14 protein-coding genes and 1 pseudogene are annotated in these 13,985 nt (G+C 70.9%); 8 read left to right on the top strand and 7 right to left on the bottom strand.

Translation table 11 applies throughout. The features are described 5' to 3' along the window. Positions 1-3: 3 nt before the first annotated feature. The gene (locus ACGFIO_RS03660; RefSeq protein ID WP_392821510.1) at positions 4-1,428 is read right to left on the bottom strand and encodes a diguanylate cyclase domain-containing protein; all 1,425 of its coding nucleotides are present in this window, start codon (positions 1,426-1,428) and stop codon (positions 4-6) included. Between the two features lie 115 nt (positions 1,429-1,543). Beyond that, complete coding sequence (locus ACGFIO_RS03655; protein ID WP_392821508.1) at positions 1,544-2,212, bottom strand: Tat pathway signal sequence domain protein; 669 nt, start codon at positions 2,210-2,212, stop codon at positions 1,544-1,546. Between the two features lie 237 nt (positions 2,213-2,449). Here ACGFIO_RS03655 and ACGFIO_RS03650 point away from each other — a divergent pair, with 237 nt between their 5' ends. Continuing rightward, positions 2,450-3,130, top strand: coding sequence for a DUF6230 family protein (locus tag ACGFIO_RS03650; protein WP_392821506.1), 681 nt, complete (start codon positions 2,450-2,452; stop codon positions 3,128-3,130). A 1-nt stretch (position 3,131) separates the two neighbouring features. Further along, positions 3,132-3,467, top strand: a pseudogene (locus tag ACGFIO_RS03645) (DUF6114 domain-containing protein); the annotation flags it as partial. A 42-nt stretch (positions 3,468-3,509) separates the two neighbouring features. Here the strand turns inward: ACGFIO_RS03645 and ACGFIO_RS03640 are convergent. Next, positions 3,510-4,769 (bottom strand): acetyl-CoA C-acetyltransferase, encoded by a 1,260-nt coding sequence (locus tag ACGFIO_RS03640; RefSeq protein ID WP_392821504.1) that lies wholly within the window; start codon positions 4,767-4,769, stop codon positions 3,510-3,512. 44 nt (positions 4,770-4,813) lie between these two features. Between ACGFIO_RS03640 and ACGFIO_RS03635 the strand changes: the two genes are divergently transcribed. From ACGFIO_RS03635 to ACGFIO_RS03620, 4 genes are read left to right on the top strand one after another with little or no spacing between them, the layout of a single operon-like run. Beyond that, complete coding sequence (locus ACGFIO_RS03635; RefSeq protein WP_392821501.1) at positions 4,814-6,112, top strand: 3-oxoacyl-ACP reductase; 1,299 nt, start codon at positions 4,814-4,816, stop codon at positions 6,110-6,112. Further along, positions 6,112-6,873, top strand: a complete 762-nt coding sequence (locus tag ACGFIO_RS03630) for a MaoC family dehydratase (RefSeq protein WP_392821498.1) — start codon at positions 6,112-6,114, stop codon at positions 6,871-6,873. The genes ACGFIO_RS03635 and ACGFIO_RS03630 overlap by 1 nt, the downstream gene beginning before the upstream one ends. 40 nt (positions 6,874-6,913) lie before the next feature. Next, positions 6,914-8,125, top strand: a complete 1,212-nt coding sequence (locus ACGFIO_RS03625) for an acyl-CoA dehydrogenase family protein (protein WP_392821496.1) — start codon at positions 6,914-6,916, stop codon at positions 8,123-8,125. Further along, on the top strand, positions 8,125-9,735 hold the full coding sequence (locus tag ACGFIO_RS03620) for an AMP-binding protein (RefSeq protein ID WP_392821494.1): 1,611 nt from the start codon (positions 8,125-8,127) through the stop codon (positions 9,733-9,735). Before ACGFIO_RS03625 ends, ACGFIO_RS03620 begins: the two co-directional genes overlap by 1 nt. Before the next feature lie 227 nt (positions 9,736-9,962). Here ACGFIO_RS03620 and ACGFIO_RS03615 read toward each other — a convergent pair whose 3' ends face one another. After that, positions 9,963-10,328 carry a hypothetical protein gene (locus ACGFIO_RS03615; RefSeq protein ID WP_392821491.1) on the bottom strand — a complete coding sequence of 122 codons (366 nt, stop codon included), beginning with the start codon at positions 10,326-10,328 and terminating at the stop codon, positions 9,963-9,965. Between the two features lie 38 nt (positions 10,329-10,366). Between ACGFIO_RS03615 and ACGFIO_RS03610 the strand changes: the two genes are divergently transcribed. Together ACGFIO_RS03610 and ACGFIO_RS03605 are read left to right on the top strand one after the other, a co-directional pair. After that, positions 10,367-11,200, top strand: a complete 834-nt coding sequence (locus ACGFIO_RS03610; RefSeq protein WP_392821489.1) for a metallophosphoesterase family protein — start codon at positions 10,367-10,369, stop codon at positions 11,198-11,200. Beyond that, positions 11,197-11,856: a 4'-phosphopantetheinyl transferase gene (locus ACGFIO_RS03605; protein ID WP_392821487.1), complete on the top strand. Its 660-nt coding sequence runs from the start codon at positions 11,197-11,199 to the stop codon at positions 11,854-11,856. Before ACGFIO_RS03610 ends, ACGFIO_RS03605 begins: the two co-directional genes overlap by 4 nt. A 210-nt stretch (positions 11,857-12,066) precedes the next feature. Here the strand turns inward: ACGFIO_RS03605 and ACGFIO_RS03600 are convergent, their stop codons facing one another. The 3 genes from ACGFIO_RS03600 to ACGFIO_RS03590 form a co-directional block, all read right to left on the bottom strand. After that, on the bottom strand, positions 12,067-12,750 hold the full coding sequence (locus ACGFIO_RS03600; protein WP_392821485.1) for a VTT domain-containing protein: 684 nt from the start codon (positions 12,748-12,750) through the stop codon (positions 12,067-12,069). Next, complete coding sequence (locus ACGFIO_RS03595) at positions 12,708-12,998, bottom strand: hypothetical protein (RefSeq protein WP_392821484.1); 291 nt, start codon at positions 12,996-12,998, stop codon at positions 12,708-12,710. The genes ACGFIO_RS03600 and ACGFIO_RS03595 overlap by 43 nt, the downstream gene beginning before the upstream one ends. A gap of 174 nt (positions 12,999-13,172) precedes the next feature. After that, entirely contained in the window at positions 13,173-13,955 is a 783-nt protein-coding gene (locus ACGFIO_RS03590; RefSeq protein WP_392821481.1) for an ABC transporter permease, read from the bottom strand. Between the last annotated feature and the right edge of the window lie 30 nt (positions 13,956-13,985).

Raw genomic sequence — 13,985 nt, 5'->3', positions numbered from 1 at the left:
AGCTCAGCGCGGTGTGGGCAAGTCGGCGGCGGTGAAGCGCTCGACCCGGTTCTTGCCGGCCGCCTTGGCCGTGTACATCGCCACGTCGGCCCGGCGCAGCAGGTCGGCCGGGTCGGGGGCGGCGCCGCTGATGCCGATGCTGGCGCCGACCCGCACCGACTGGCCGAGGACGAGGATCGGGGTGAGGATGCGTTCGCGCAGCCGCAGGGCGACACGTTCGGCCTCGCCCTCGTCGGTGAGCCCGGTGAGCAGGACGACGAACTCGTCGCCGCCGAGGCGGGCCGCCATCCCCTCGGGGCCGGCTCCGGCGCGCAGGCGGGCCGCCACCTCGATCAGCAGCTCGTCGCCACCGCCGTGCCCGTACGTGTCGTTGACCTGCTTGAAGTCGTCCAGGTCGACGCTGATCACGGCGACCGAGCCGGGGCCGCCGCGCGTCACCGCGCCGGTCAGCGTGTCGTAGAACAGCTCGCGGTTGGCCAGCCCGGTCAGCGAGTCGTGGTGGGCCCGGTGCTGCAGCTCGGCCCGAGAGGCGAGGTTGTGCTCGGCCAGCACGACCTGGTGGACGAGGGTACGGAAGGCGTCGACCTCGCTCGCCGACACCGGCCGGACGGCGCCGAGCAGGACGTGCCGGTCGCCGACCAGCTCACCGTGCCAGTGGTGGTGGGCGGGCACCAACTCGGCCAGGGCCGCCGCCGGGCGCGCGAGTTCCTCGGCCGTCATCGGGCGGCCGACCAGCCCGAGGCCGGGGTCGACGCCGATGGCCCGGCTGACGTACCAGGTCTCGTTCTGCCGGCGGACGATGAGCAGGGTCAGGCCGGGTGCGAGCGCGATCATGCGGTTGGTCAGGTCGATGCCGACACGGTGAACCTCGTCGACGTCGGCGGCGGCCAGGAGCCGGCCGCCGGCCGAGGACAGCAGCGCGTCCCGGGCCGACATCATCTCCTGCTGCCGGAGCACCCGGAGGATGTTGCGCATCACCAGGCCCACCGGCACCACGAACGGCACCAGACCGAGCACGTCCGCGGTACGCCAGGACACGGTGGTGGCGCCGGTCGCCGCGGCCAGGGCGGTCCCGGCCGGGAGCACGGCCAGACCCAGCACGGTACGGATCACCCAGGCCCGCGCCGAGCCGTGCAGGGACATGACCGCGAACACGGCGATGCTGATCGTCATGATCCGGACCGGCCCGCTCAGCGAGCCGCCGATGAGCACCAGCAGCGCGGGCGTGAGCAGTGGCTCGCCCGGCACCGTCCGCTCCCGGAACGTGGTCCAGGCCAGGATGCCCAGCAGGACGGCGATCCCGCCCAGCGAGGCCGCGGTCCAGCCGGCCCGGTCGTCGCTGAGGAGCACCGGCACCACGTGCGCGACGACGACCGCGGACGCGGCGCAGTACGAGACCAGCCGGGTGCGGCTCAACGGGGACGGCACACTGGTCCTCTTCGGCGGGCGAACCTCCGGGTTGAGGATCAGGTCGAGACACGACCTGTCCCCCGGGCCGTCCGGTGGCGGCGGCCCGGGTGACTCTAGCGAAAAAGCGAGCCGGTCAGTTGGTGAAAACGGCCGGGCTGCCCTCGGCCGAGGTGTCGACGACCGGGGCGTAACGGGCGGTGAAGAAGCCGCTGGAGGGACAGGTGATCGGGCCCGAGGACTTGGTGAAGGCCTGGTTGTCGAAGGCGATGGCGTTGTCGGTGTTGTCCACGGCGCCGGTGATGCTGCCGCCGTTGGCGGTATAGACGCAGGTCACGGCGCCGAGGATGGTGCCGAGGCTGATCGTGGTCTTGATCGGCAGGGCGGCGGTGCCCGACACGGTGACCACGCCGTTGCTGTCGACCGTGGTGGCGAACGGCGTGTTGTTCACGGTCACGCTGTTGACCCGGGTGACCCCGAGGATGTTCGCGGTGCACGAGGCGAAGGTGTGGCTGGTTGTCGACTCGGTGGCCACGCCCGGTGCGGCCGGGTTGTCGGCCACGGTCGTGGTGAAGGCCGACTGACCGCACTTGATGCCGGTCGAGCCGCCGGAGGCGGTGGCGAAGTTGGCGGTGGTGCCGGCCGCGACGGACGCGGTCAGCACGTCGCCGACGGCCACGTCGGGGCCGTCGGCGGCACCGGTGGTGAGGACGGCGCCGGCGTCGTCGGCCCGGGCGGGCGACGCCGCCAGGCCGAGGGCGAGGACCGCCACCGAGGCGAGGACGAGGGGACGGATTGCGCGCATGACTGTTCTCCTTCACGGAAGTCTCAAGGCGCGAAAAGCTGAGCCGCGTATTCAGGGGGATCGATGAGATCGGTCAGCTTCGACGGTTTATAGACCGGTCCGCTGTGTAGCGTCAAGGTTGCCGGGATGTAACATCGCGGCACCTGAACAGGCCACGCTCAGTGTCTTGACCGCGACCGTACCGAGCGGTAACTTACGCCCGACATCTCATCGACACGAACCGATAGGGGCAAGGCCATGTCCACGGATGAGCTGGTCAGACCCGAATCCAAAGCGGAGACCACGACCGGGTCGGGGATCCGCTGGCGGCAGTTCGGCGGCATGCTGGCGGTCACCGGTGTGCTCACCGCCGGCCTCGTCACGCTGACCGCACAGGGCGTGCTCGCCGCCAATTTCTCCATCTCCGGCATGCCCTTCACGGTTGCCGCGACCCATTTGCACGGCGACGGTTTCGAGCAATTCGCGACCATCGACAGCATGATCGAGGACAGTCCGAACGCCGAGCAGCCCGGCCCGGACGGCCAGACCGGCGGGCAGCGGGTGGTGATCGTCTCGGCGATCGACAAGGCCGAGCTGACCAACCTGTGCCAGAGCGTGTCGCTGGGCGGCTCGTTCCTCAAGATCACGGCCGGCGACAACAAGACCCCGGTCAAGGCGGACAGCCTGGTCGTCGACTCGATCTCGATCAACGGGGACACCGACTTCAAGAACATCGACATCGGCCAGGACGCCAGCACGGTCGACAAGGTCATCGACCGGCGGGGCGGCGGCGGGCACGTCGTCGGCGGCCCCGGCGTCTTCAGCCAGCAGGCCGACACCGTCGACATCGACAGCCTGCGGCAGACCAACTACGCCACCACGGCGTCCCGGTTCACGCTTCCGCACCTGCGGATGTCGTTCACCCGCAACGACTGCTGAGATGTCGCACCACCAACCGGAGCCACCCTCGGGGCCGGCCTGGTACCAGACCCGTCCACTCGTGGGCGGGATCCTGGTCATTCTGGCCGGCCTGGAGATCCTGGCCGTCGTCAAAGCGCCGCTGCCGGTGGTCCTGCACGTCGGCATGCAGGGCGTGGCCGGTTATCTCGTACCCATGGTCATTTTGCTCTGCGGGATCCTGTTGCTGGTCAACCCGCAGCAGAAGACCTTCTACGCGATCGTGGCCGCCCTGCTCACGCTGTCCTCGTGGCTGACCTCGAACCTGGGCGGCTTCATCCTCGGCATGGTCCTCGGCCTGCTCGGCAGCGCGTTCGCCTTCGCCTGGTCGCCGAACAAGAAGCGGAAGCCGAAATCGGCGTCACCGGCTCAGGATCGCCACGACGCCCTGCCCACCGGCCGCGCAGATGGAGATCAGGCCCCGACCGGATCCTTTCTCGGCGAGCAGTTTGGCGAGCGTCGCGACGATGCGCCCACCCGTGGCGGCGAAGGGGTGCCCGGCGGCCAGGGATGAGCCGGTGACGTTGAGCTTGGCCCGGTCGATCGGGCCGAGCGGCGCGTCCAGCCCGAGGCGATCCTCGCAGAACTCCGGCGACTCCCACGCGGCCAGGGTGGCCAGCACCTGGGCCGCGAACGCCTCGTGGATCTCGTAGTAGTCGAAGTCCCGCAACGTCAGGTTGTTGCGGGCGAGCAGGCGCGGCACGGCGTACGCGGGCGCCATCAGCAGCCCCTCGTCACCGTGCACGTAGTCGACGGCGGCGGTCTCGCAGTCCTCGAAGTACGCCAGTACCGGCAGTGACCGCTCGGCCGCCCACTCCTCGTGTCCGAGCAGGACGGTCGCCGCACCGTCGGTCAGCGGCGACGAGTTACCGGCGGTCATCGTCGCGGAGAACGCCGGCTTCAACCCGGCCAGTTTCTCCAGGGTCGTGTCGGGCCGGAGGTTCTGGTCACGGTCCAGACCCAGGTACGGGGTCATCAGGTCGTCGAAGAACCCGCGCTCGTACGCCGCGGCCAGCCGCTGGTGCGAGGCCAGGGCGAGCTCGTCCTGCGCCGCCCGGGAGATGTCCCAGCGCTCGGCCGTGATCGCGGTGTGCTCCCCCATCGACATCCCGGTCCGCGGCTCGGCGTTGCGCGGGATCTCCGGCCGGACCAGTTGCTGGGGGCGGATCCGGGCCGCCACGCGCAGCCGCCGGCCCAGCGTCCGGGCCCGGTTGAGCTGCAGCAGCGTACGCCGCAGATCCTCGTTGAGCTGCAACGGAGCGTCCGAGGTGGTGTCTACTCCCCCGGCGATCCCGGCGTCGATCTGACCGAGGGCGATCTTGTTGGCCACCAGCGTGACCGCTTCGAGCCCGGTGCCGCAGGCCTGCTGGATGTCGTACGCCGGGGTCCGCGGGTCGAGCCGCGACCCGAGCACCGACTCCCGGGTGAGGTTGAAGTCGCGTGAATGCTTGAGCACGGCGCCGGCGACCACCTCGCCCATCCGCTCACCGGCCAGCCCGAACCGGGCGATCAGCCCGTCCAGCGCGGCGATCAGCATGTCCTGATTGGACGCAGCGGCATAGCGGCCGTTGGAGCGGGCGAACGGGATCCGGTTCCCGCCCAGCACGGCGACTCGGCGCATCTCATCCTCCTGCCGGGAAAGCTACTGGCGAGTAGGCTACGCGCATGGGCGACAGATACGCGAGTTTCGCCAATTCCGGGCCGGGTCACGCGCTGGTCAAGCGCCTGGGGCTGCCCGACCCGCCCCGGCTGCGCCGCGACGCCGCGCTCGCCGGGCCGGTCCTGTTCGGCGGTCGGCCCGGTTCCGCGGTCCGCGACGCGCTGACCAAGCTGGGCGCCGACGTCATCGACACGGCCGACCCGCCGCACGGCGCGCTGGTCTTCGACGCGTCCCACCTCACCGACCCGGCCCAGCTGGTCGCGCTGCACGAGTTCTTCCATCCGTACGCGCGATCCCTGCACCGCAGCGGTCGGGTGATCGTGCTCGGCACCGCCCCCGAGAACTGCGGGACGACCGGGCACGCGATCGCGCAGCGGGCCCTCGAAGGGCTCACCCGCAGCATCGGCAAGGAGTTCGGGCGGGGCATCACAGCCCAGCTGGTGTACGTGACCCCGGACGCCGAGGCGGCGGCCGAGTCGACGCTGCGGTTCCTGCTCAGCGGGCGTTCGGCGTACGTCAGCGGTCAGGTCGTCCGGGTCGGGCCCGGCCACCCACCGCCACCGGCCCACCCGGACCGGCCCCTCGACGGCCGGATCGCGCTGGTCACCGGGGCGGCCCGGGGCATCGGCGCGGCCATCGCCACGACCCTCGGCCGGGACGGCGCCACCGTGATCGCGCTCGACGTACCGGCCGCCGGCGACGCGCTGGCCGCGGTGGCCAACGAGGTCCGCGGCCGCGCCGTGCAACTCGACCTGACCCATCCCGAGGCCGCCGGGCGCCTGGCCACGCACCTGCCCGACGGCGTCGACATCGTGGTGCACAACGCCGGCATCACCCGCGACCGCACGATCGCCAAGATGGACGCGGCCGGTTGGAACTCGGTGATCGCGGTGAACCTGACCGCTCCTGCGCGGATCACCGCCGAGCTGCTCGACCGGGGCCTGCTGCACGACGGCGGCCGCGTGGTCGGCGTCTCGTCGATCGCCGGCATCGCCGGCAACCGCGGGCAGACCAACTACGCCACCAGCAAGGCCGGGGTGATCGGCTTCGTGCGGGCCATGGCGCCGGAGCTGATCGGCCGCGGCATCACGGTCAACGCGGTGGCGCCCGGCTTCATCGAGACGGCGATGACCGCGCGGATGCCGGTGATGCTGCGCGAGGCCGGGCGGCGGATGAACAGCATGGCCCAGGGCGGGCGGCCGGTCGACGTGGCCGAGACGATCGCCTGGCTGGCGGCGCCCGGGTCGGGCACGGTCACCGGCAACATCGTCCGGGTGTGCGGGCAGAGCCTGCTGGGGGCCTGATGTCGTCGATGCTTCGCGCGGCGGCGACCGTGCTGCCACGCCACCGGCCGTCGACGCTGCCGGCGACGACGCTGACGGTGGCCGCGCGGGTGGATCGGGAGCATCTGGCCGCGTACGACCGGGTCTGCGGTTTCCCGCTGAGCGACACGTTGCCGCCGACCTATCCGCACGTGCTGGCGTTCCCGGCGGCGATGCGGCTGATGACCGCGCCGGCCTTTCCGTTTCCGGTGGTGGGGCTGGTGCATGTCGCGCAGCGGATCACGGTCCACCGGCCGCTGACCGGTGAAGAGCTCGATCTCGCGGTACGGGCGGAGAACCTGCGACCACATCAGCGGGGGCAGCAGTTCGACGTGGTGGCCTCGACGTCGTCGTGGACCGGCGTCTCGACGTACCTGCGCGTCTCCGGTCGTGGATCCTCCTCTTCCAACAAGGTCGAGCTCGAATCCACCGCCAGCTGGCCGATTCCACTCCGCGTCGGGACTGATTACGCGGCGGTATCCGGGGATCACAACCCGATCCACACGTCGCGGCTGGGCGCGCGGATGTTCGGGTTCAAACGGCCCATCGCGCACGGGATGTGGACGATGGCCCGGTGCCTGGCCGCGCTGGGGGCGCGCCTACCCGCCGCGTACACAGTGGATGTGGCCTTCAAAAAGCCCCTGTTCCTCCCGGCCCGGGTCAGTTTCAGCGTGTCGGAGGCGGACGGCCGGTGGGAGTTCCGGGCCGGTCCCCATCTTGCGGGCACCGTCACGCCGTTTTAGTGTTACCTGAGGTAACGGTAACGGGCTTGGGGGCTGTTTCATGGAGTTCTGGCTGGGACTCGACGAGGACCAGATCGAGCTGCGCGACTGGGTGCACGGCTTCGCCGAGAGCGTGATCCGGCCCGCCGCGACCGAGTGGGACGAGCGCGAGGAGATGCCGTGGCCGATCCTTCAGGAAGCGTCCAAAATCGGGCTGTACGGGTTCGAGTTCCTGGTCAACACGTACTCCGACAAGTCCGGGCTGTCCCTGCCGATCGTCAACGAGGAACTGTTCTGGGGTGACGGCGGCATCGGCATGGCCATCTCCGGCACCTCGCTGGCGGTGGCCGCGATCTACGGCTCGGGCACGCCCGAACAGCTCCTCGAATGGGTCCCGCAGTGCTTCGGCGACGCCGCCTCGCCGTCAGTGGGCGCCTTCTGCACCACCGAACCGGCGGCCGGCTCCGACGTCGGCGCCATGCGCACCCGGGCCGTGTACGACCAGGCCGCCGACGAATGGATGCTGACCGGCCAGAAGGCGTACGCCACGAACGGCGGCATCGCCAACGTGCACGTGGTGACCGCGTCGGTCGACTCGTCCCTCGGCTCGCGCGGGCAGGCCGCGTTCATCGTCCCGCCCGGCACCGCCGGCCTGGAAGGCAGCAAGAAGCTCAAGAAGCTGGGGCTGCGCGCCTCGCACACCGCCGACGTGTTCCTCGACGACGTCCGGGTGCCCGGCAGCTGCCTGCTCGGCGGCAAGGAGGCGCTGGACGAGCGCCTGGCCCGCGCCCGCGAGGGCAAACGCGCCCAGAGCCAGGCGGCCATGCGGACCTTCGAGCTGTCCCGCCCGGCCGTCGGCGCGCAGGCACTCGGGATCGCCCGGGCCGCCTACGAATACGCGCTCGACTACGCCAAGGACCGGGTAGCGTTCGGGCGCCCGATCATCGAGAACCAGGCGATCGCGTTCGCCCTGGCCGACATGCGCACCGAGATCGACGCCGCGCGCCTGCTGGTCTGGCGGGCCGCGTGGATGGGCGCCAACCAGCAGCCGTTCACCGCCGCCGAGGGCTCGATGTCCAAACTCAAAGCGGGCGAGGTCGGGGTGGCCGTCACCGAGAAGGCGGTGCAGATCCTCGGCGGCGCCGGCTACGTCCGCGACCACCCGGTCGAGCGCATGTACCGCGACGCCAAGATCTACACCATCTTCGAGGGCACCTCCGAGATCCAGCGCCTGGTCATCTCCCGGGCCATCTCCGGCGTTCAGATCCGCTGATGAACCCCGCGTTCATCGGCGCCACCATGGCGCGGCGCGGACTGCTGAGGCCCGGCTCGCCCGCCGCACTGGCGCGGCAGCTCGGGGCGTTGCACACCTGGGGATTCGGGCTGGCCGGCGAGCTGCGGCAGGCGGCGGCCCGCTCACCCCGGCAGGTGGCGGTGGCCGACGACACCGGTGAGTCGCTGACCTACGCGGAACTGCTCGACCGCAGCCTCCGCGTCGCCCACGCCCTGCCCGCCGCCCCCGGCGACCGGGTCGGCATCCTGTGCCGCAACTCGGCCGGCATGCTGGCCGCCCTGATCGGCGTGACGCAACTCGGAGCCGACCCCGTCCTCATCAACACCGGGCTCCCCGCGGCACAGCTGGCCGAACTGACCGCCGCCCAGAAGCTCCGCCTGATCATCCACGACGACGAGTTCTCCGGCGTACCTCCGGAAGTCTCGCTGCCGATGTCGGCCCTGCGCCTTTCCGACGTCACCCCGGCCGAGCTGCGGCCACCGCCCCGTCCCAGCCGCACCATCGTGCTGACCTCGGGCACCACCGGGACGCCGAAAGGGGCGAGGCGGCCGACCCCCGGCGGGTTCGGTCCACTGTGCTCGATCATCGAGCGGATCCCGCTGCGGCGCGGGACGCGGGTGATGATCGCGGCGCCGCTGTTTCATACCTGGGGATTCGCGGCGCTACAGGTGGCCCTCGCGCTGCGGGCGACGGTCGTGGTGCGGCGGCGCTTCGATCCGGCGCTGATCGTCGACGACCTGCAGAAATGTGACGCTCTCATCGCCATTCCGGTGATGTTGCAGCGGATCATGGAGCTGCCTGAGCCCGGCCGGAGGCCGCCGCTCGACGTGGTCGCGGTCAGTGGGTCGGCGCTGCCCGGTGGGCTGGCCAATCGGTTCATGGACCGGTTCGGGGATGTGCTCTACAACCTGTACGGGTCGACCGAGGTGTCGTGGGCGTCGATCGCCACGCCGCGCGATCTCCGGGCCGCTCCCGGGACGGCCGGGCGTCCGCCGTACGGCACGACCGTCACCGTTCGTGATGCGGCTGGCGGGCCGGTGGCCTCTGGGGTGTCCGGGCGGTTGTTCGTCCACAACGACATGTTGTTCGAGGGGTACACAGCCGGGGAGGCCTGTGGACAGAGTCCCGATCCTGTCCCGCGTGAGCGGTATGGTCACGCCCACCCACAAGGGCGGGGGTGGGGGCGGTGGCCGCGACTTCGCAAGATCAACTTTCGTGGACTGCCGACCGGCGACCTCGGGCACATCGACGATGCCGGGCGGGTCTTCGTCGACGGCCGCGAGGACGACATGATCGTCTCCGGCGGCGAGAACGTCTTCCCCTCCCAGGTCGAGAACCTCCTGGCCGACCTGCCCGAGATCCGCGAGGCGGCCGTCGTCGGCGTCCCGGACGACGAGTTCGGTCAGCGCCTCGCCGCCTTCGTCGTCCTGCACGACGGCACGAACCTCGACGCCGACCGGATCCGCGAGCATGTGAGGCAACATCGCGCGCGGTTCTGCGTACCCCGGGATGTGGTTTTTCTCGACGCACTGCCGCGCACCACCACCGGGAAAATCCTCACCCGCCTCCTGGTGCCGCCGCCTGAGTGACGGTCCCCAACCGCCCGCTGGTGCCGCCACCGCCCGAGTGACGGTCCCCACCCGCCCGCTGGTGCCGCCGCCCGAGTGACGGTCCCCAACCCGCCCGCTGGTGCCGCCACCCGAGTGACGGTCCCCAACCCGCCCGCTGGTGCCGCCACCCGAGTGACGGTCCCCAACCCGCCCGCTGGTGCCGCCGCCGTCCGAGGGATGGTCCTCGCCCCGCCTTGGGGACGCCCTCACCCGGCTCGGGTTACCTCGCACCGCACCGGCGTGGCGGCCGTGACCCGGGCGGCCAGCAGTTCCATCTCGGTGCGCGTGCCGGCCACACGGTCGAGCGCGGACCTCGGCACCCCGCCGTCACGCAGCGCCTTGAGAAACGCCACCCGGTGCGACCCGGCTCCGTCCGGCAACTCCAGCCGATAGGTGCCCTCCTGCGCGAGCACGGCCTGCCGAAACGGCTCGGGCGATCGGTGCCAGCCGATGGACTCGGTCCACCCACGCGGACAGTCGTAGGTCAGCAACCAGTGCAGGAGCCCGTTCCGGATCGTCTCGTGGAACGAGGCCGTGTGACCATCGGGACAATAGTCACATGAGACCGGCACGGAACACATGATCTCAGCCTAGATGGCAGACTTCGGTCATGCCCGGTGCGCTGCTCGCGGTGAGCGACCTGCATGTGTCATACGAAGAGAACCGGCGCGTCGTCGACGGCCTGCGCCCGCGGTCGGAGGACGACTGGCTGCTCGTGGCCGGTGACGTGGGCGAGATCTTCGCCGACATCGCCAAGACGCTCGGGCAGCTGCGGGAACGGTTCGCCAAGGTGATCTGGGCGCCCGGCAACCATGAGTTGTGGACGATGCCGGCCGATCCGGTGACCGCGCGCGGCGAGGAACGTTACCGCGAGCTGGTCCGCATGTGCCGGGACATCGACGTGCTCACACCCGAGGACGACTTCGCGGTCTGGCGCGGGCCCGGCGGTCCGGTCACGGTTGTTCCGCTTTTCCTGTTGTACGACTATTCGTTCCGAGCCCCCGGCACGCGCACCAAGGCGGAGTCGTTGCAGCGGGCGTACGACACCGGCGTGGTCTGCACCGACGAGCACATGCTGCATCCGGACCCGTATCCCGATCGGGAATCCTGGTGCTGGGCCCGCCTGACCGAGACGGAGCGCCGTCTGGCCACGATCGACCCGACGATGCCGACGGTGCTGGTCAGCCACTGGCCGCTGCGTCGCGAGCCGACCGACGTGTTGTGGTACCCGGAGTTCGCGCAGTGGTGCGGCACCGAGCGGACCGCCGACTGGCATCTACGCTTCCGGGCCGAGGTCGCCGTGTACGGCCACCTGCACATCCCGCGCACCACTGAATATGGTGGTGTGCGCTTCGAAGAGGTGTCACTGGGCTACCCGCGCGAGTGGCGCAGACGGGGCGCCGAACCGTCACCCATGCGCGTCATCCTCGGCGGCGACGCGTGATCGAGCTCCTGCTGTCGCCGGCCGCCGTGGTGGTCGAGACGTTCGCCGACCTGGCCGGCGAACGTGTCTTCCCCGGCGAGGAGGCCCTGGTCGCCCGGGCGGTGGAGAGCCGGCGACGCGAGGTCGTCACGGCCCGGCGATGCGCACGCGAGGCGTTGGCCAAGCTCGGGTACGCCCCGGCGCCCATTCCCCGCGGCCCACGTGGCGCCCCGCAGTGGCCGTCCGGCGTGGCCGGAAGCATCACTCACTGCACCGGTTTCCGGGCGGCGGCCGTCGCCCGGACGACCGACGTGGCGTCCCTCGGCATCGACGCCGAACCGCACGGCCCGCTCCCACCCGAGGTCCCCGAGGCCGTGACCACCGGCCGCGAGCCGGCCCGCCTCGACGACCTGTGGCGGCACGACCCGTCGGTGCACTGGGACAGGGTGCTGTTCAGCGCGAAGGAGTCGGTCTACAAGGCTTGGTTCCCCCTGACCGGGCGGTGGCTGGGCTTCGAGGACGCCGAACTGGACTTCCAGCCCGGCGCCGCCACCTTCACCGCCGCGATCCTGATCGACGCAACCCGAACCGACGGCGGGCCGCCGCTGACCACACTGACCGGGCGTTACCAGGTCACTCAGGGCCTGGTCACGACGGCAGTGACCGTACTGAGCTGACCGCGTCCCATCACTCGCGGACCGCACAACCGCCCCAGCCTCACGCGGTCGAGCGGTCGAGCGGTCGAGTGACCGCGCCCCATCACTCGCAGGCCGCACAACCACCCCAGCCTCACGCGGCCAAGCGGTCGAGTGACCGCGCCCCATCACTCGCGGACCGCACAACCACCCCAGCCTCACGCGGCCAAGCGGTCGAGTGACCGCGCCCCATCACACGGGGTCGGGCGACGACGACGCCGAGCGCCTCGCGCTGAGCGCCTCCCGCCGGCGGCGGAAGGCGCGTTCGGCGTACCAGACGGCGATGTCGATGAGCAGGCACGCCCCGATCAGGAGCGCACCGCTGGTGCCGTGCGCGTACGCCCCTGCCGCGGCGAACAGCAGCGCCGGCGGCGCGGTCCCGGCGACCGTGCCGATCACCATCCGCCGCCACGTCATGGACGGCACCATGCCCGCGGCGACCGCGGTGGTCTCGGCGAGCACCGGCACCGGCCGGGTGATCGCGACGACCAGCACACCGTGGGCCCGCAGCCGCCGGTCGAGCCCCTCGGGCACGCTCCCCCGGCGCATCCGCCGCCCGATCGCGAACGCCACTAGCGCCGACGCGATCGTGGCCAGCCAGGACAGCGCCGCACCGGCCGGGAACCCGAGCACCCGCCCCAGGAAGATCATCACCACACTGGACGGAACCGGCAGCACCAGATCGGCGAGCAGCAGCCCCACCCCGACCAGCGCGACCCAGGGCCGTGCCTCCCCGCTCATCCAGACGTCCTCGGCGAGGAACGGCGGATTGATCCACTCGACGATCGCGAACCCGGCCAGCGAGATCACCGTGACGACCACCATCACGGTGATCAGGCGACGCCGCCCGTCCTTGTCCTCGTCCGCACCCGCCACGAGCCCGCCTCATCGTTGTCGATGCCCCACCGGCCGCCGACAGTAGTTGACGAACGCCGGATTCGCGTAGCAGCATGGCCGGTCTCGACCGCGATCTCGGCGACCGACCGGTCGAGCAGGTAGTGCAGGTAGTGCAGGTAGTGCAGGTAGTGCAGGTAGTGCAGGTAGTGCAGGACCAGCGCGAGGTGTCCCGGTAGAACGGGTCGAAGTCTCGCTCGTCCTCGACTGACATTCCCACCGCCTTCCACCCAGTCAACACGGCATGCCCTGCCCCTCGGTCGCACCCGGTCAGGGAGCGCCCACCGCTTCGAGCTCGCAGCCGCTCACTTGGCCCCTGCGGTGACCGAAGCCGAGTGCGGAAAGCTCGCGGCCCGTCAGTTGGTCCGCGCGACCGAAGCCGGGTGCGCGGAACGCGCAGCCCGTCACGTGGCGTCCCGACGGCCGAAACTGACCGCGCCGAGGCCGACTGTCAGGATCAGGTAACCGATCGTCACGACGACCGCGCCGCCCTGCGACAGCACGTATGGGTGATGGGAGCCGGCCAGCTGAGGCGTGAGGTTCGGCAGCAGGATGGAGCCGAACCGCAACTGCCACACCTCGGGCAGGAAATGAGCGAAGACCGGCGACACCAGGACCAGCGCCCCGAGCGTCGTCAGCGCCGCCGCGGTGGATCGCATGATCGCGCCCAGTCCCATCGCCACCAGGCAGGTGACCATTACGATCAGCGTGGCGCACAGCACCGTCGGGATCGCGTCGGTCCAGCGCGGCCACGGGTTGATCGGCCTAGGTCGATCACCGAGCAGCAGCCGTGCGTCAGCGAAGGCGAGCAACGCGAACACCAGGCCGCAGGCCAGCCCGAAGAGCGCCGCGACCGCCGCCTTGGCGCCGATCAGGGCTCGCCGCCGCGGCACGGCCAGCAGGGCCGGCCCGATCGAGCCGGTGCTGAACTCGCTGGTGATCAGCATCGCGCCGACCGCGCCGACGAAGAACATCACGAATGGCATGGTGACGACGGTCGGGTCGGCAGTCTCGTAATTGGCCCGGTCAGCCGCGGCGGCCGCGTCGTACGAACGGACCAGAAGGAACAGGATCACCGCGCCGAATGCAGTGGCGATCACGCCGCCGCCCAGGAACGCCCAGGTCGAACGAAGGCTCCGCACCTTCATCAGCTCGGCCGCGACCGCGTCCCAGAAGTCCGTGGTCATCGGTACTCGACCGCCTCGTCGGTCGTCGCC

Origin of the sequence: Actinoplanes sp. NPDC049265 (assembly GCF_043197135.1) — a bacterium.
GTDB lineage: Bacteria > Actinomycetota > Actinomycetes > Mycobacteriales > Micromonosporaceae > Actinoplanes.
The sequence above is the reverse complement of the archived record's forward strand: the minus strand, read 5'-3'. Positions and strand labels throughout refer to the sequence as shown.